Origin of the sequence: Alicyclobacillus acidoterrestris (genome assembly GCF_022674245.1) — a bacterium.
GTDB classification, from domain to species: Bacteria; Bacillota; Bacilli; order Alicyclobacillales; family Alicyclobacillaceae; genus Alicyclobacillus; species Alicyclobacillus acidoterrestris.
Map to the genome: position 1 here is coordinate 4102501 of NZ_CP080467.1, position 17387 is coordinate 4119887.

Annotated in this window: 15 protein-coding genes and 1 rRNA gene (1 of these 16 running past the window's edge); 5 read left to right on the top strand and 11 right to left on the bottom strand. The window is 52.6% G+C overall.

What is annotated here, in order from left to right:
• The 6 genes from K1I37_RS20245 to K1I37_RS20270 form a co-directional block, all read right to left on the bottom strand.
• Positions 1-935, bottom strand: a 16S ribosomal RNA gene (locus tag K1I37_RS20245) (it extends 597 nt beyond the left edge of the window).
• 639 nt (positions 936-1574) lie between these two features.
• Positions 1575-3590 (bottom strand): ABC transporter ATP-binding protein, encoded by a 2016-nt coding sequence (locus tag K1I37_RS20250; protein WP_021295182.1) that lies wholly within the window; start codon positions 3588-3590, stop codon positions 1575-1577.
• Positions 3587-5428 carry an ABC transporter ATP-binding protein gene (locus K1I37_RS20255; protein WP_021295181.1) on the bottom strand — a complete coding sequence of 614 codons (1842 nt, stop codon included), beginning with the start codon at positions 5426-5428 and terminating at the stop codon, positions 3587-3589. Before K1I37_RS20255 ends, K1I37_RS20250 begins: the two co-directional genes overlap by 4 nt.
• 286 nt (positions 5429-5714) lie before the next feature.
• Positions 5715-5975, bottom strand: a complete 261-nt coding sequence (locus tag K1I37_RS20260; protein WP_021295180.1) for an HPr family phosphocarrier protein — start codon at positions 5973-5975, stop codon at positions 5715-5717.
• A gap of 127 nt (positions 5976-6102) precedes the next feature.
• On the bottom strand, positions 6103-6885 hold the full coding sequence (locus K1I37_RS20265; protein ID WP_021295178.1) for a Cof-type HAD-IIB family hydrolase: 783 nt from the start codon (positions 6883-6885) through the stop codon (positions 6103-6105).
• A gap of 140 nt (positions 6886-7025) precedes the next feature.
• Positions 7026-7940, bottom strand: coding sequence for a VanW family protein (locus K1I37_RS20270; protein ID WP_021295177.1), 915 nt, complete (start codon positions 7938-7940; stop codon positions 7026-7028).
• 153 nt (positions 7941-8093) lie between these two features.
• Here K1I37_RS20270 and K1I37_RS20275 point away from each other — a divergent pair, with 153 nt between their 5' ends.
• From K1I37_RS20275 to K1I37_RS20285, 3 genes are all read left to right on the top strand, one after another.
• Complete coding sequence (locus K1I37_RS20275) at positions 8094-8921, top strand: hypothetical protein (protein WP_021295176.1); 828 nt, start codon at positions 8094-8096, stop codon at positions 8919-8921.
• 143 nt (positions 8922-9064) lie between these two features.
• Entirely contained in the window at positions 9065-9823 is a 759-nt protein-coding gene (locus tag K1I37_RS20280) for a threonine/serine exporter family protein (RefSeq protein ID WP_021295175.1), read from the top strand.
• An 11-nt stretch (positions 9824-9834) separates the two neighbouring features.
• Positions 9835-10287 (top strand): threonine/serine exporter family protein, encoded by a 453-nt coding sequence (locus K1I37_RS20285; RefSeq protein ID WP_021295174.1) that lies wholly within the window; start codon positions 9835-9837, stop codon positions 10285-10287.
• Between the two features lie 6 nt (positions 10288-10293).
• Here K1I37_RS20285 and K1I37_RS20290 read toward each other — a convergent pair whose 3' ends face one another.
• Complete coding sequence (locus tag K1I37_RS20290) at positions 10294-10659, bottom strand: winged helix-turn-helix transcriptional regulator (protein ID WP_031217875.1); 366 nt, start codon at positions 10657-10659, stop codon at positions 10294-10296.
• A gap of 189 nt (positions 10660-10848) precedes the next feature.
• Between K1I37_RS20290 and hxlA the strand changes: the two genes are divergently transcribed.
• Both hxlA and hxlB read left to right on the top strand, forming a co-directional pair.
• Entirely contained in the window at positions 10849-11481 is a 633-nt protein-coding gene (hxlA, locus tag K1I37_RS20295) for a 3-hexulose-6-phosphate synthase (protein ID WP_021295172.1), read from the top strand.
• 6 nt (positions 11482-11487) lie between these two features.
• Positions 11488-12051 (top strand): 6-phospho-3-hexuloisomerase, encoded by a 564-nt coding sequence (hxlB, locus tag K1I37_RS20300; RefSeq protein WP_021295171.1) that lies wholly within the window; start codon positions 11488-11490, stop codon positions 12049-12051.
• A gap of 199 nt (positions 12052-12250) precedes the next feature.
• Here the strand turns inward: hxlB and K1I37_RS20305 are convergent, their stop codons facing one another.
• From K1I37_RS20305 to K1I37_RS20320, 4 genes are all read right to left on the bottom strand, one after another.
• The gene (locus K1I37_RS20305; protein WP_021295170.1) at positions 12251-13729 is read right to left on the bottom strand and encodes an aldehyde dehydrogenase family protein; all 1479 of its coding nucleotides are present in this window, start codon (positions 13727-13729) and stop codon (positions 12251-12253) included.
• Positions 13730-13969: 240 nt separating this feature from the next.
• Positions 13970-14635 carry a fructose-6-phosphate aldolase gene (gene fsa / locus K1I37_RS20310; RefSeq protein WP_021295169.1) on the bottom strand — a complete coding sequence of 222 codons (666 nt, stop codon included), beginning with the start codon at positions 14633-14635 and terminating at the stop codon, positions 13970-13972.
• A 19-nt stretch (positions 14636-14654) separates the two neighbouring features.
• The gene (locus K1I37_RS20315) at positions 14655-15968 is read right to left on the bottom strand and encodes a glucose-6-phosphate isomerase (protein WP_021295168.1); all 1314 of its coding nucleotides are present in this window, start codon (positions 15966-15968) and stop codon (positions 14655-14657) included.
• A gap of 541 nt (positions 15969-16509) precedes the next feature.
• The gene (locus K1I37_RS20320) at positions 16510-17241 is read right to left on the bottom strand and encodes a VIT1/CCC1 transporter family protein (protein ID WP_021295167.1); all 732 of its coding nucleotides are present in this window, start codon (positions 17239-17241) and stop codon (positions 16510-16512) included.
• Positions 17242-17387: the final 146 nt, after the last annotated feature.

Below are 17387 nucleotides of genomic sequence, written 5' to 3' on the forward strand. Positions count from 1 at the left end.
TCCACTGCTTGTGCGGGCCCCCGTCAATTCCTTTGAGTTTCAGTCTTGCGACCGTACTCCCCAGGCGGAGTGCTTATTGGGTTTCCTTCGGCACTGGGGTGTGTCCCCCCAACACCTAGCACTCATCGTTTACGGCGTGGACTACCAGGGTATCTAATCCTGTTTGCTCCCCACGCTTTCGTGCCTCAGCGTCAGTCACTGTCCAGCAAGGCGCCTTCGCCACTGGTATTCCTCCACATATCTACGCATTTCACCGCTACACGTGGAATTCCCCTTGCCTCTCCAGCACTCAAGTCATGCAGTTTCCAAAGCAATCCCAAGGTTGAGCCTTGGACTTTCACTTCAGACTTACACAACCGCCTACGCACGCTTTACGCCCAGTGATTCCGGACAACGCTTGCCCCCTACGTATTACCGCGGCTGCTGGCACGTAGTTAGCCGGGGCTTCCTCACTCGGTACCGTCTCACAAGGAGCTTTCCACTCTCCTTGTCGCTCTCCCCGAGCAACAGAGCTTTACAACCCGAAGGCCTTCTTCGCTCACGCGGCGTTGCTCCGTCAGGCTTGCGCCCATTGCGGAAGATTCCCTACTGCTGCCTCCCGTAGGAGTCTGGGCCGTGTCTCAGTCCCAGTGTGGCCGGTCACCCTCTCAGGTCGGCTACGCATCGTCGCCTTGGTGAGCCGTTACCTCACCAACTAGCTAATGCGCCGCGGGCTCCTCTCTCAGCGATGCAGTTGCATCTTTCAACACAAGTAGATGCCTACCCGTGTATTATCCGGCATTAGCACCCGTTTCCGAGTGTTATTCCAGTCTGAAAGGCAGATTGCCCACGTGTTACTCACCCGTCCGCCGCTAGCCCCGAAGGGCTCGCTCGACTTGCATGTATTAGGCACGCCGCCAGCGTTCGTCCTGAGCCAGGATCAAACTCTCAAAAATGGCGTTGTTACATATGTTTCAATCGTCGCTGTGACCAAAGGTCACGTTGACCGAAACTTTTAGGCGTGTGTGTTCAGTTTTCAAGGAACCAAACCTGCTGTGAAAGCCCCACGAAGACTGATTCAACGAGGAACCAGATGAAGTGATTCTTTCAAGCAAGTGCCGCTTCTGTCGAAGCAGCCTAAGTACTATATCACGAACTGACGTTCGTTGTCACTGGTAAGTTTTTCATCGCCGGTCATCGCCGGAGATGACTCCGAGATACCATCGATATTCGGCAAAAACCGACACCAATTGGCCGATGAAAACCACCGAGACAGCTGCGCTTTGAGGGCAGCACCGCTTGAAGCGGCGAGAGATAATATAACATGAACATTAACCTAGCGTCAACCATGTATTTTCGACTTTCATCGAAAAAACATGCATTCACCACTATCCGCGAATCTCCTTCCGCCTGTCGTTTCCACAATGCGACCAGCAATCCGACCAGCAATCCGACCAGCAATCCGACCAATGATGCCCCAATGAATACGTCCAAACCAATATAGTCCGCCAGGCACGCCAAGCCCGCCCAGCACGCCAGGCCTTCATGCTCCGCAATCGGGCATCTGTGCAATCTATAAAGAGGGTAGGTGCCGATTATGCCGACACACTGCCCTGTTGGAGTTGATACATTTGATAATAACGGCCGCGCAGCCGCATGAGTTCATCATGTGTGCCGCGTTCCACCACGACCCCACCATCCAACACGAGGATTTGGTCGGCCGTGCGGATCGTCGAGAGGCGATGCGCGATGATAAACGTCGTCCGTCCGCGTTTGAGCACGTCCAAGGCGTCCTGGATGATAGCCTCCGTCTCCGTATCGATACTCGATGTGGCTTCGTCGAGGACGAGGATGGCCGGATCGAACGCGAGTGCACGAGCAAACGAAATCAATTGGCGCTGCCCAGCCGACAACGTGCTGCCGTGTTCAAGCACGGGTTCGTCAAAACCGTTTGGCAAATGAGCGAGCAGTCTGTCGGCACCGACGTCGCGCAACGCTTGCTCGACACGCGCGCGTGAAATCGACTCATCCCCCAAACTCACGTTGGAGGCGATGGTGCCCGTGAACAGGAACGGATCCTGCAGGACAATCCCCATGTGCTTGCGCAGATGTTGCGGTGGAATTTCTGTAATGTCCATCCCATCCACGAGAATGCGCCCCCGCGTGGCATCGTAAAACCGGAAGAGTAAGTTGATAATCGAACTCTTTCCCGATCCGGTGTGGCCCACCAGCGCCACGGTCTGACCTGGTTCGGCCACGAACGAGAGATCCTTGAGCACATCGTGCTCGCCATCGTACGAAAATGTCACATGTTCAAACTCAACCCGACCACGATAGCGTGCCATCTCCCCGTCGACAACATCCCTACCGGGCTCGTCGAGCAGTTCAAAGACACGCTCAGCCGACACCCGCGCCTGTTCGAGGTTCGACAGTTGATTGACCAGCTGGACGACCGGTTGAAACAAACGGCTTAGGTAATCGACAAACGCGTACAGCATGCCGAATGAAATCGCCGCCACAGCCCCATGAACGGCGCGCCACCCAAACAGTGCGATAACCAACGCCAGAAAGGCGTTGCGCAGTACACCGGCCAGGTTGTGACTGGTGGCCGAATTGATTCGCAACAATTTGATTTGGCTGTCGTAATACGTTGCGTTGAGCTCATCAAACTCTTGTTGTGTCCGATTTGCGCGATTGAACGCACGAATCACGGGCACGCCCTGAATCGTCTCGTTAATCATGGCATTGATGTCGCTGAGCAGTGCGCGGATGCGATGATTGATGCCCACTGCGTACTTGCGATAAAAGATGATCCATGCCGCCAGTATCGGCAACAGGGTCAGACAAATCAAACCAAGTTGGACACTCAGGATAAACATGGCGATATAAATGCCTGCCATCGTGATAATGCTGGAAAGCATATTCGCCGCGACCGTTACGTAAAAATCGCGAATGGCTTCCGTATCATTCGTAATGCGTGAGACAACCTTACCAGCAGGTAACGTGTCAAAGTAGCGAATAGGCAGACGCTGAATCTGCGCAAATACCTCACGTCGCATCCGCTGCAGAATTTTGTTCGCGGAAATCTGCAGCAAATACTGCTGTCCATAAGCGAACCCCGCACCACCAAGCAAAAGCAGAAAGTACAATATCGCCAACCGCCAAAGTCCAGGGACTTCCGGTTGATAGAAGGCGAATAACTCCCGTGCCGTCAATCGAATGGCCGGTTCCGTCACCGTCCTGTCACCCGAGCGCACAGTCACTTGATGACCATGTACCGTCGGATTATCTGTAAAAGGAAGGGACGATTGAACAAAATAAAAGCTTCGCCCAACCTCAAGCAATGTAACCGGGTGGGTGTGGGGTTCCCCCGCCGCCAAGTAATCGCCACGCTCGTACCAGTGCCCTCGGAAAGCGACCGCCTTCGGGGCATTCGCTGGCACCTCGTACCACGTGCGCTCAATGCCAAGAATATGCCGATCAATCATCATCTTGGCGACAAACGGGCCGCCAAGCTGCGCGGCTACGGACAAGGCAAGCATTGCGATAGCTACCCAAATCGTCCGTTTGTACTGCGCAGCGTACGCCAATAGTCGGCGATTCACACTCATTCTACCCCGCTCCTCTCTACGGCTACAGATACTGCTGGCGCGTGTCGTTCACCGTCGTTCGCCCAGTTTTCCTCAGTGACCTCTGCCGCCGTATCCAAACCCGTTTCCGCCTGTTGACGGCGGTACTGTTCGCAGTACCAGCCACCGCGCCGCATCAAATCGCGATGCGTGCCAGCTTCGACAATCTCGCCGTCGTCGAGGACGACAATCCAATCCGCGTGCGCCACGGCTGACATACGATGCGTGGCAATCAGCGTCGTGTGCCCTTTGCGCTCCCTGCGAATAGCGGCCAGAATATGTGCCTCAGTTCGCGCGTCAACCGCAGACATCGCGTCATCTAACAGCAAAATCTCTGGCTTCGTGATCAAAGCTCGGGCCAAAGCTATCCGCTGCTTCTGTCCACCAGACAGCGACACCCCTTTCTCGCCAACCAACGTGTCGAGCCCACTGGGCAACGCGGCGACATCCTTCCAGAAGTCGGCCATTTCAAGCGCCCGTCGCACCTCCTCGTCGGTCGCATCCGGCGCTGCGAAGCGGACGTTTTCTGCCACAGTCCGCGAGAACAGCATCGACTCCTGAGGCACGTAACCAAGCCAACTGTGCAAATGAGACAAGCGCAGCTGTTCAATAGGTACGCCCGCTATCTTTAACGATCCGGCATAGGCAGGCGGGTACTCGCGCAGCAACTGTCGGATGAGTGTCGACTTGCCACTCCCTGTGCGGCCAACGATCCCAATGGTTTGCCCACGTCGAATCGTAAGGTCAATGTGGCGTAAAATGTCGGTGTCGGAACTGGGATAGCGAAACGACAAGTCGTCAAACACAATCACGTCAGGAATTGCTACCTCCACACCATCCTCACCAACATCGTGCACGTCCGGCTGATAGCGAAGCGTTTCATTGACTCTGTCGAGCGACGCGTTACCGCGCTGCATGATGTTAATCAATTGTCCAAATGCCAACATGGGCCAAATCAGCATCCCAAGGTAGACGTTAAACGACGTCAATTGACCAATGGTCAATTGGCTCTGAAACACCAGGTACGTCCCATAGCCAAGACCAATGAGATAAGTGATGCCTATCAGGATGTTGATAGTCGGATCAAACAAGGCATCAATGCGCGCGACAGCGATGTTCTTCTGATATACATCCTCAATAGTCTGCTCGAATTTTGCTTCTTGACGGCGTTCCTGCGCATAAGCGCGCACGACGCGGATACCGGAAATCGTCTCCAGTACACCATCGTTCATATCTCCAAACGCATCCTGCGCCAAGGTGAAGCGGTCGTGCAAAATCCGCCCGTATTTCGTCATCGCGTACGCCATAACCGGCAACGGAATGAGCGATAACAACGTCAGTTTCCAACTGATCAGCATCCCCATTGTCACTAAAATCGTGGCTGAGAACGTCGTCGAGTCAATCAGCGTCAGAATCCCAAATCCAGCCGTCTGCGAAACGGCATTCAAATCATTGGTTGCCCGCGCCATCAAGTCGCCCGTCCGATTCCGCTCGAAGAACGTCGGGGTCATCCGTAAAAAATGTCGCATTAGCCGCGCACGCAAGGTGCGCTGTAACATGTTGGCACCGCCAAACAACTGATACATCCACGTGAAGCCAAATACGTAACTAATGACCGTGATACCGATGAGCACGGCGACAAGTTGTACTAAATAATGCGTCGTCATCGTCCCCTGGTTCATATGGTCAATGGCGTTGCCGACGAGATCCGGCGGTACGATTTCCACAAAGTTGAGCAACAACAGGAGTCCTAACGCCACACCATAACGCCAACGATGCGCCCAGAAGAACCATCCCAATTTTCGCAATACGGTAAACAAGCTCTGCCAACCCCTAACGACGAAAAGGCATATCGCACTCTGCGATATGCCTTTATCCACAAATGTCTGGATAAATAAAACGCAGATCACATTCGAATGCGACCTGCGTACAATGTTATTTGTATCCGCGAAGTGCTTCGCGTCACAACCTGACGGCCACATTCCCATTCATGCAATTATTCTGCTGTCTGAGATTCATTCTGATAATGAATTTCATGGGAATGCTAACCCCTCTCCTAGTTGTGATACAGGGAAACGTATCACCGTTTTCCTGGACTGTCAATACTTATTCGCCGAAGCCGTCTTCAATCATTTTCGTCAACGTATTCAGCGCGGCCTCTTCGTCTGATCCCTCGGTGATAATCGTGATCGTTTTACCTTGTGGGATACCCAGCGTCAACAGGCCGAGAATGCTCTTGGCATTCACCCGCTTCCCATCTACCTCAACAAAGACATCCGAAGAAAACTTCGATGCTTCTGCGACAAATAATGAAGCCGGCCGAGCGTGAAGCCCGGAAGCATTTTTCAATGTAACTTCCTTTTGCATGACATAATCCCCTTTTACGCTAATGTGCCCAATAGACTTTCGAGACGTCCCATCGTGATGGAAATGTCATCGTTTCCACGATACCAGACGTCCACGATTTCAGCCACTCGAAAGCACTGTCCGTCCATCAAGATTTACTCAAGAGTCCGAGTTCGCGAAGTGCATAAACAATCCCATCGTCATCAGCCGCCTTCGTCGTCATCCTGGCGACCTGCTTGAGCTCGTCCACGCCATTACCCATGGCAACGCCCATGCCCACATACGAAATCATCTCCATGTCGTTGGGCCCGTCACCAAACGCGACCACCTCCTCGCGGTCGATGCCCAGCCGCTCAATGATGGACGCAATTCCCTTGGCTTTTGACACCCCTCGCGGAATCACATTAAACATACTATCCCCAGTTGACCATGGATGGAAAGTCAGATTCGGGTAGGTCTCTATGTACTCGTGAATCTCATCAAACGAACAAAACAGTTCAAGTTGCGAGACTGGGCCGTGCAGCCCATCAAACAAACGCATCCGTTTGCGGTTCCAGTGCTTTCCGAGCAGCCCCAGCACGTGCTCAGGGTTATCGCTGAGCACACTGTACCCGTGCTGTTCATTCACAATCAACGAATGCTTATGCGCTTGCACACGCTCCATCAGCGACTTGAGGGTCGATGGCTCAATTTCCGTCTGCTCGAGCACTTCACCTTGGTATATCAACAAACCGCCATTATAGACGACATAGGTGTCTATCCCTAAAGCAGTGATGACGTCCTCGATGTTATAGGGCGTGCGTCCAGTTGCGATGGCGGTGATAATCCCGTTGTTCTGCAGTTCTTTGACCGCCCGTATTACAGTCTCCGGCAACTGCCGCTTGGAGTTCAGTAGCGTTCCGTCGATATCAAAAAAGACAATTCTGTACATTTGTAGACCTCCCAGGTAACTTGACCAAGGTGCACTGCCTGCCTGTCTTACAATGCGCCATCCAAAATGTATCAGTCAAGCGACAAAGGGAAGCACTACGAGACGTTGAACACATCGCAAATGCATCGTGGAATCGCGCGTCAGCGTGAGGCATTCCCATCCTCGATGACGCGTGGACTCGCCGAATAGTGATCCACCCCACATCGACGCTCCACATGACCTCCCTCATTCGGATTATCTACCCACGTTTCAACCTCAACGCCAGGTTGACCTGGAAACACGATCCGCTGCTGCCCAACCGGCAACTTGTCAGATGGCTTATGTATCGTGGGAAAATTGGTGGTGCGAAGCACCTTATGGTGCACCATCCGCGGTTTGCCTGGCGCTGCCCCCCAGAGCGCAACGGTAAAAAATCGCTCCTCCTGATCGGTCGCCGCGCCAATGACAATGGGCCGCGCAGTATCGTTTCGAAACTGAAAATCCAAGGTGGGTTCCGACACCGTCGCGTCTTCTCCCGGCGGCAAATAAGGAACAGTCAATCCGTGTTGATGACGCTCGACAATCGGCAAATCTGTGCGTAGTAAGGCGGAATACAAGGTGCTTGCCCCCTGACAAACGCCTCCGCCCATCGACGGCACAATTCTATCCTCCAAAAATGCCCGGCCCCACCCGTACCCATTGGCCGCCGTGTACGGGCCAAGGTGCTTATTGTAAGAAAACGTCTCACCAGGTGCGACGACCGTACCGTTCAAGCGCCGGGCCACCAACTCAATGTTCTTCGCCTGTGTCGGACTCGCGTGAAAGTAATTCGTCGTCCGCTCCGAAAGCACGTATGGAAGTCCTAGTGCAATCGCCGTTTGTCGCCCCGGGGGTTCACTGGGGTCAGGGGGCATATACGGTTGAGCCGAGGACTTCGCCGCAGGCGTCCACGCTGAACTCGTCTCAGAAACAACAAAGGGCGCCTGCGGTGGTGTGGCATGCACCTGTTTGTTATCCACGCTACAAAGCACCGTGTTGACACCTAAGAATCCCGTAATGGTGAGCAAGCCCAACAACGCGTTATCTCCTTTACATATGTGAATATCCATATGTTTCCGAACCTGTTGTTTTCTATACCGAGCAATCTGAGACGACTTAGCGCCATACGGGATATCCCTCGTCTTTTTTAAGAACTTGTCTCATAAACTCCTACAGCCGGAGGTGGAGAAATGGGGACCACGGTTATTATAGGTTTACTAGGGCTCATCCGTATTGCCTCATTGACAGCAGAACGCGTCTCATTGCACGGGTTGGGCCGAGTGCGGCAGGGCGCGCTCGCGACAATGGGCGTTGGGTTTGGTGGAGCCGCTATCGTCTTATGGATCTTTGCGGCGTCGCAAGGGCAACTCATCTGGATTGGCAGCACCATCTGGACAGGCATCCTCTACGCGGTGGCATTTGGACTGTATACCATCTCATTGAGTGACGGACCCGTCGGCGTCGTCAGCCCGTGGACAAATGCCATTGTCGTTATGCTTTGGCTCCTGCATCCGTTTGGATCCGCCTGGTCACTGCTTGGCCTCGCATTATTCGCGATTGGCGCCTGGCTGCTCACCGTGCGCCAGTGGAATCGAGCTGTCCTGCTCATGATTCTAAGCGACGCCCTATTAGCCATCGCCAGACTCATTGACGTCGCGAATCGATCCCAACCGCCCATCGCCTACGCCGCAAGCCTGTTTACCGCCATTGGCCTGTGGATGATTGTCCCTTCTGTATTCCTCGGAAAGACGCAGAATCTAGCTAAATTGTTCTTCCTCAAACCTGGACTCAGCATCGTCGCTGCCAGCACCAACGCCATTGCCTATATCACCCTGTTCGCGATGCTTCGATGGGTGAACCCGGCGGTCATCGAAGCGCTATCCACCATGTCGAGTGTGACTGCGACCATCGTGGGCGTGGTATTCTTGCGCGAAACACACGGCCTGCGAAAACTGGCCTCAGCCACTTTAATGACCCTGGGGACCGTATGTTTGCTCATCGACAGCCACCTATCGTGACCGCGGGCTTGTCAGCACGAAAAACGTACCATTCTCCAGCCTCATCGCGCTCTGGTACAATGAGGGTATCCGTTTGATGATCGCGATTTGTTGAACGCTATCGAGAGATATGCCGAATACGGCACAGGAGTGGGCTATGCACAGTGACAGAAAGAGAAATCATCCTTGAGGCGAGTTTGCTCGCCGGAAAGATCATGTTAGAAAGCGGTGCGGAGACGAGCCGGGTAGAAGATACCATGGAGCGGATGATTCGCCACGCCCTCGGCACTGAGAACAGTTCTCACACATACACGTACGCCACCGTGAATGGGATTTTTGTACAGCTCGATCACAGTGTAGGCACGAACTTCGTCAGAGTGGATTCACGCGGCCAGAACTTGGAGAAAATCACGGCCGTGAATCAACTTTCCCGCTCGTTTACCGGTGGCGAAATCAGTATCCACGAGGTATACCAGGCTCTTTGTGACATTTCATCGCGACAAACATCGTATCCACTCTGGTTGCGCATGGTCTGCACCACGGTTCTCAGCGGTGCTGTCGTGCTGATGTTCGGCGGACGCTTCGCCGAACTTCCGGCGGCCATGGCTGCTGGCCTTGTCAGTTATTTGATCCACCTGTGCGCCTGTCGCTTCATCCGGGCTAACTTTTTCACTGAATACATCGCGGCATTCGTCGGGGGAACACTGGCCTATTTCTTGACCGCCTTTTCCGACGGAAACATCGGGTCCGTGATGATTGGGACGGTCGCTTCACTTGTTCCAGGAATCGCCATCACGACGGCAATCCGCGACCTTATCGCAAAACATTACTTATCCGGAGTCATGCGCGGGTTAGAGGCCACCCTGATTGCAGGAGCCCTGGGAACCGGCATCGCCACCGTATATTATCTTTTTATCATCTAGGAGCAGGGAATATGGGGCAGATCCTACTCAATATCGCACTGGGATTCTTATCATCCATCACATTCGCAATCATCTCCAACGTCCCCCGCAAATCTATCATCACAGGCGGTATCGTTGGCACGATTGGCTGGCTCGGTTTCTGGGAGCTCAGCATCCACCACTACGGAATTTTCGTATCCAGCTTCGCGTGTTCACTGCTGCTCGCACTGGCCGGACAAGTTGCTGCGCGCGTTCATAAAATGCCGTTGATTGTCTTTTACATCCCCGGACTCGTTCCGGTCGTACCGGGCATCACTTCATTTGAAGCGTTCCGCGCGCTCATCACCCACGACTATCCGGCCGCGCTATACGGTTTTGTCAACGTCTTTTTCTGTGCAGTCGGCATCGCTTGCGGCCTAGCCGCCTCCGATATCATTATGCGGTTGATATTCTCCTTCCGGCTACTGCGCAAGAAGACGTCCTAACAGCACTCACACGTCGCTCTTCGCAGTCCATCCGGATATGTCGATATTCATGTCCCGTGCGTACGACTTCCCCCAGTCGTACATCAGTTCTAGTATCGGCATCAGGTTCTTCCCGTGTTCTGTCAACGTGTACTCTACCTTTGGCGGCACTTGTTGATACACTTTGCGGTGAATGATGCCGTCGTTCTCCAACTCCCTCAATTGTGACGTCAACATCTTCGGCGTCACATTCGGAAGGAGTCTGCGCAACTTACTAAACCGCTGCGGACTGTCGAGACCAATATGCCAAAGAATAATCATCTTCCACTTCCCGCCGATGACCGACAGCGTCAATTCCTTCTCACAGTTAAACTCGTATGTCTTCACGTCCATCTCCCCTTTTTCATAGCTTCTTTTAAGGTACTATATCACAAACGGGGTACTATATCACAAAAAAGTGTGTACTTCCGAAAATAACATGTTGAGTATAACATCTCTTCTTGTCGAGCACATTGTTCCTGATTGGCAACGATTCTGTTGTTCAGGGCGTCTCGACCATTTAAAGACAAGGGAGTGGAATTCATGAAATTGCAGTTGGCTCTCGATTTGGTAAATATCCCGGAAGGGATTGAACTGGTTAAAGAAGTTCAAGAATACATTGACATCGTCGAAATTGGTACGCCAATTATCATCGACGAAGGGCTTCACGCTGTAAAGGCAATGAAAGAGGCATTCCCGAATCTTGAAGTCCTGGCCGATCTCAAAGTGATGGACGCAGGCGGCTATGAAGTCATGCGCGCATCCGAAGCTGGGGCCGATTACATTACGATTCTCGGCGTGTCTGAAGATGCAACCATCACAGGTGCCGTCGAAGAAGCACGCAAGCGAAACCGCAAAATCCTGGTCGATATGATTGGTGTAAAAGATCTCGAAACCCGCGCTCGCGAAGTGGACGCATTAGGCGTAGATTACATCTGCGTGCACACGGGTTACGACCTCCAAGCGGCTGGTCAGAACCCATTTGACGACCTGCGCACCATCAAACGCGTGGTCAAAAGCGCCAAAACTGCCGTAGCCGGCGGTATCAAGCTCAAGACGCTTCCAGAGGTTGTCAAAGCACAGCCGGATATTGTGATTGTCGGAGGCGGTATTACCGGCGAATCCAACAAGCGTGCTGTCGCACAAGAGATGAAACAATTGATTCAACAAGGTTGAGTCGCCATGCAGACCGTACGAACCTATACAGCCGAGATTTTAGCTGAGCTGTCGCGGACATTGGATACGTTGTCGGAATCCGAGGTCGCTGATTTTATCCAGGCCATCATCGGCGCAGGCCGCGTTTTTGTCGCTGGCGCCGGGCGCTCCGGCTTCATGATGAAGGGATTCGCGATGCGTCTCATGCATCTGAACATCGACGCCCACGTCGTCGGCGAGTCCGTCACGCCGCCGTTTACGTCCGGTGACTTGCTCATTATCGGCTCTGGATCCGGCGAAACGCGCAGCCTGGTCGCAATGGCCGAAAAGGCAACCAAACTTGGAGGTTCTGTCGCCCTGATCACGACGACCCCCGACTCGACGATTGGCCGTCTCGCCAAAGCGGTAGTCCAAATTCACGCCCAGCCGAAGCAAGGGCCAAGCGGCGGAGCTGCCATGACCATGCAACCAATGGGATCACTGTTTGAGCAAAGCCTCCTGCTATTCGGCGATGCAGTGGTGTTGCGGCTAATGGATCAACAGCACATCGCGGCAGCTGAAATGTTTGCACGACACGCCAATCTTGAATAGATCATTTGAATAGATCAGGTGCATCATAATAAACATGCCCCCGCGCTTCCTAGTGGAAGTGACGGGGGCATGTTCATTTCTCTAGGGACATCGAGGTTCGCGCTAACACACAGCTGAGTGCGTTCTCACATACACATCTGCACATAAAAGTCGCCCGGTTGCAGAACCGGGCGACACGAGTTTTTTCTAGTGCTCTTCTTTATTCCGGAATGTTTGGCAGTTCGCCGACCTTCGGAATGTTGATGACATGCGTCTCGGTATAAGAGGTAACGCCCTCTGCACCGTATTCGCGACCGATACCAGATTGCTTCACGCCCCCAAATGGGAAGCGAACATCGAGCCCCTGAACCGCCGCGGTATTAATCATCGTAGTTCCGGCCTCAATGCGACGAGCCACGCGAATCGCGTGCTCCGTCTCACCCCAGACAGAGCTTGTCAGTCCGTAGATGCTGTCGTTGACGAGGGCCACGGCGTGATCGTCATCGTCAAACGGAAGCACCGGAACCGTCGGTCCGAACTGTTCTTCCACCACAATCGGGTCATTGTATCCGGCACCCAGAACCAACGTCGGTTGCAGGAAATATCCTTCTTCGAATACTTCCGGGTCCAGGATTTGACCGAGCGGAATCACCTGTGCACCCCGACTCTTCGCGTCGTCGACCAAGCGCTGCACGTGCTTGACCTGCGGTTGGTTATTTACAGGGCCAACGGTCACCTGAGGATTGAATGGGTCGCCAAGGCGGATCCACTTGTTAGCTGCTTCAATGTACTTCTCGACGAACTTGTCGTAAATCGAACGGTGAACGTAGACACGCTTTGCAATCATGCAAATTTGACCACCGGTCAAGAAATTGGAGATGACCAAGCGGCGCATGGCCCGCTCATCATTCACGTCAAAATCCTCAAGAAGCACTGCAGCGTCGTTGCCGCCGAGTTCGAGTGTCATGTTCTTAATGGTGTCTGCAGCAGCCTTCATAATGTGTGTAGCCGTCCGCGTGCCACCCGTGAAGGCAATCTTCGCGACCTTCGGGTTGCTGGTTAGCTCCACGCCGACATCCGCATCACCATGCACAATGTTCAGGACACCTGCAGGAAACTCCTTCGCCATCAGTTCGACCATTTTGGTCACCGTCAGCGGTGCAAATGGACTCGGCTTAAGGACCATGGTATTGCCGGCCACGAGCGCTGGCGCAATCTTAATACTCGACAAAGAAATCGGGTAGTTCCAAGGCGTGATGGCAGAAACGACACCCATCGGATCCCGCGTGATAATCGTTCTTCCATCTTCGCGCTCTTCTACTTTATCTTTCAGGACATCTGCCGCCACATCGCAGGCATATTCCATCCATGCAAGACTGACGAACATTTCTCCTTCAGCGTCGTACTTGGCCTTACCATGTTCGCGTGAAAGCAATGTGACAAATTCCGGTGTGGCCTCTTTCACCTTTGCAATCGCACTACGCATACGCGCAATTCGTTCTTCCAATGGCGTCGCCGCCCATGCGGGGAATGCTGCCGCCGCTGCATCAATCGCGCGAATCGCATCCTCCTTGGTATTGACTGGTCCGTAGCCAACGATTTCACTAGGCTTGGTAGGGTTTTCACGAGGATATTGTTTTTCCGCAGCAACTGCTTCCCCGTTAATAATTGCATTGACAACAATCGGTTCAGTAGCCATCCATAATGCCTTCTTTCAAATGATAAGAATCACGCGTATGGAGATGGTAAATACGCAAGACCAGCGCTACAAGGTTCATTATATAGTCACAAGTTACATATTACAAGTAATGAACATAAAGTAAATTTAATTTGCATATCAGATAGTTTACTCACCGAAATGAACAAAACGCTGTCCCATCGCCAAAGAACCTCATAGAAAAAGGGCACCCTCGAAGGGCGCCCCGAGAAGAACGTGCAATTACTTCAGGTTCTTCTTGTATTTCTCAGCGTCGGCTGCGAATGTTGCCAAGCCTTCTGCTGTTTTCGGATGCTTGGTCATATCCTCGATAACCTTGTATGGCATCGTTCCAACATTTGCACCAGCAAGTGCTGCTTCCAGTGCATGATCGACCGTGCGAATCGAAGCGGCCAAAATGTTGGTCTTGATGTCGTGTTGTTCAAAGATACTTGCGATCTGGCTGATGAGCTCAATGCCGCTGCCCTTTGAAACATCTTCCAAACGACCGATGAATGGGGATACGTAGGTAGCGCCCGCGCGGCCAGCCAACAAAGCTTGCGTTGCAGAGAATACCAATGTGACGTTCGTCGTGATACCCTTGTCCGTCAATTGGCGACACGCACGCAGGCCATCTGGCGTGAGCGGGAGTTTCACCGTAATATTTGGAGCGATTTCGCTGAATGCGAGGCCCTCTTTAACCATCTCTTCTGCTGTTTCACCGAATACTTCGGCGCTAATGGACTCAATGCCTTTGCAGTAATCCGCGATTTCGCGCAGACGGTCTTCATAACGGACCCCTGCTTCCTTCGCGATGAGGGATGGGTTGGTCGTTACACCAGAGAGCACGCCCATATCATAGGCCTTTTTAATATCATCAAAGTTCGCGGTATCCACAAAAATTCTCATGGAAACATACCTCCTAAAATTAGTCTTGATACCCAGGCTTGCCAAGCAACTTAAACATCTTGGTTTTGTAATTTTCCACGCCGGGTTGGTTAAATGGGTTAACACCCATCAACAGGCCACTCATCGCGCACGCGCGTTCGAAGAAATAGAAAAGCATGCCAAGCGAATGCTCTGACCTATCCGGTACATGTACCAGCAAGTTCGGAACGCCGCCTTCAGCATGTGCACTCTGCGTTGCAAGTCGAGCCTTGTCATTCACCCACGAAAGTTCTTTACCCGCGAGGTATTCCAAACCATCTTCGACGTTCTTTGCAGATGGTACGGAGACACTGTGGTTCACCGATTCAATGTGCACAAACGTCTCAAACAGGTTGCGATACCCTTCTTGAACGAATTGTCCCATCGAGTGCAGGTCTGTCGTATATCCAACGGATGCTGGGAATACGCCTTTCTGATCCTTCCCTTCACTCTCGCCGAACAATTGCTTCCACCATTCTGCAAAATAGTGCAGACCTGGCTCAAAGTGCGCAAAGATTTCGGTGACATACCCCTTACGATACAGTGCATTGCGTGCGACCGCGTATTGGTACGCCAAGTTTTCCGACAGTGAAGGCACACCAAACAGTTTTTCGCCTTCAGCAGCACCTTCGAGCAATTTCACAATGTCGACACCGGCGACAGCTAGCGGCAGCAACCCAACAGGTGTGAGCACAGAGTAGCGTCCGCCGACGTCGTCAGGAATGACATACGTTTTGTAGCCTTCATCCGTCGACAACTTGCGCAGTGCGCCCTTCGCAGCATCAGTTGTTGCCACAATCCGGTTCTTGGTCTCTTGCTCACCATACTGCTGAATCATCCACTCGCGAATCAAGCGGAAGCCAATAGCCGGTTCCGTCGTGGTTCCGGACTTCGAAATCACGTTCACATATACCTGCTTGCCACTCAGAATGGTCAACAAGTCCGCAACCGCGTCTGAAGAGATGTGATTCCCCAGAAAGTACAGTTCCGGACCCTTGCGCACGTCCTTTGGCAATTGATTGTAGTACTCCGGTTTTGCCCATTCAAAAGCTGCACGGGCCCCCAAATAAGATCCGCCGATACCGACGACAACAAGTGCATCAGCCTTCTCACGAATCTCTTTCGCTGTTTGCAGGATGTCGGTAACACCCTCACTCAGCGTACGCGATGCCAAGTCCAGCCACCCCAGGTAGTCTGCCCCTGGTACGCGTTTATGTAACAAGTCCTCATGCAGGGTGTTGACGATGGACTGCGCATTCGCGATTTCGCCATCGTTCAAGAAGCCGTTTGTATAGCTTAAATCGAGCTTCAACATCTTTGTCCCTCCTGTTCTGATTACTCCCACGCAACCCGTTCACCGGTAATTGTTCGCGACACACGAGGCATGTCGCCCCTCTGCAACTTCCCCAGTCAATACAAGGTGGTACAATTGCAAATCACGCACCCGTATTGTAACCAAATCTCAAAGGAATTTGTCGCGCCCAGTGAACATCGTCTTCTCGGGTCCCTAGCTGACCTCCTCTATACAGAACGCGCGCCACTGTTTATTTCATCACATCCGGCGACAAAAATCTAATTGAATTCATATAGTCCAAGAATAAAACGTTTGTCTTGTGAGACGACGAATGATGCGCGCGTGTTCTATTTTACCTAATCGAAAGTTTTGATCCAACACACATGCTGACCATTCCTCTACATTTTCACCGGTCAACGCAACAAATCCTCGACAAAGTGCTGCCAGCGGATGTTCAGATGAGATGTCTGATTAGGACATGCCAGCGAAGTGCCCAGCGCCGCGCATGCGCCTTCGGAAATCAAATAGTGTCACCTCGGTGGGCTAGGGTCCCTGTTTCGTATCAACTAAAGAATGCATTGGCCAGCAACCCAAGGAGATACGACACAACGCCCACAATGACACCGGCCATCATCATTTCAAATCCACTCGCCCACCAGGAGCGAACGGTGACAAGACTCTTCGAAGCACCAACCGCGAAGTGCGCCATGATGGATACAATCGCAGCAACAATCAGTGCCGCCGTTCCCGTCAGGAAGAAAAACGGCAGTAAAGGTACGATAGCACCAACGAAGGTCGAAATTGAACCAGACATAGCTGAGGACCACGGGTTCCCTTTTACTGATGCAGGGTGACCCTCTGTTTCTTGAATCAGCGTTTGCACAAATCTCTCATCATCCCGACCAATCACCTCAGCGATATGCCTCGCGTCCCGCGCATCAAATCCCTTCGCTTCGTATCGCGTGGATAACCTGCGAAGCGCTTGTCCACGATGCGCGCGAACCGTATCCCTAGCTCGTACATAGGCCCGCTCCATCAACTCGTTTTCAGACTTGGTCGCAAGCCAAGCCCCCGCCCCCATCGACAACGTACTCGCCAACGCCCCAAATAACCCAGACATTAGAATCGTATGACCATTGGCCGTATATCCCGCAACGCCGGCAATCATGCCAAAAATCGCACCCAAGCCGTCGTTGATCCCGTATATGGCATCCCCAAGCCAAGCACTGACATCCGATCGCGCTTCCTTGCCCCTCATCGTGTCAAATTGTTCCGTCGGAGAAACGATTGCCATATGCCACCCCTTCTTTCGTTCACCTTATGAATATAATTTTAGACTAAGTCTAAATATTAATCAATGCGTATGTACTTCTCTCTAGTCACTATCTTTTTTTGTCGCGTTTTACTATTGTTGCAACTAGGCGAAATACTATAATGATC